Raw genomic sequence first — 771 nt, forward strand, 5'->3', positions numbered from 1 at the left:
ATTGCCGCTTCGATCCCATCCCAACCATGAAAAACGGGAGTCGCCGGCGGGAGAGTTTCTCAGTTCCATTAATGCAAAATCGGTATTATTCCACGCTGCCCTGAATGTAGCCCGGTTATAGGTCACTCCGCTTGTTACATGACCTCCGCTGCATGAAGACATTTTGTATTGGAACTTAAACATCCAGTTTTCGGCATTGGATATTTCGGAGGATGATAATGATCCGTTCGGCAAATCCGTATCGATACAATGAAATGCCGAGAGAAAATAGGGTCTGAAACTCAAATTGGCTGTCATCAGCAATGAACCGCTACATAATTCAGCACCGTTGGAAAGAAGAACCAAGGCCACAGCATCCGACTCTTTACTCCAAACAGGAAAACAAGCGATATTATTATTACAGTCAAGAGAACGATCTAAATTACCATACAAATCTAAATATGCATGCACAACTCGTTTTATTGTCAATTGAGATTCGTTTCTTTTGTTCGAAGGTTCGAACAAATAGATGGTTACTTTATCTCCTTTGATCAGGTCGGTCAGGAAATGACCGTTCTCCGTATTTACTTTCGAGGTAACCGGACCATAAAGCATATCTCCTTCTTCGTTGGATATGTATAACTCAGCACCTTCCGGGAGGTGGAAATCGTTGAATACAAAATTAATGGAGTAGGCCCCTTTCGATTCAATCGCCATTGTCCAGAGTCTTCCGCTTTCTCTATCTGTCCATTCTCCGTCGGCTAAGGTGATATGGGTGTCGAATCCTTCTCC

The 771-nt window shown here is 43.2% G+C and carries 1 pseudogene; it reads right to left on the reverse strand.

The annotated features are described in order from the left end of the window. Positions 1-771: pseudogene (locus Tanf_RS15155) on the reverse strand (hypothetical protein); the annotation flags it as partial.

Source organism: Tannerella forsythia (assembly GCF_001006485.1).
Lineage (GTDB): Bacteria > Bacteroidota > Bacteroidia > Bacteroidales > Tannerellaceae > Tannerella > Tannerella forsythia.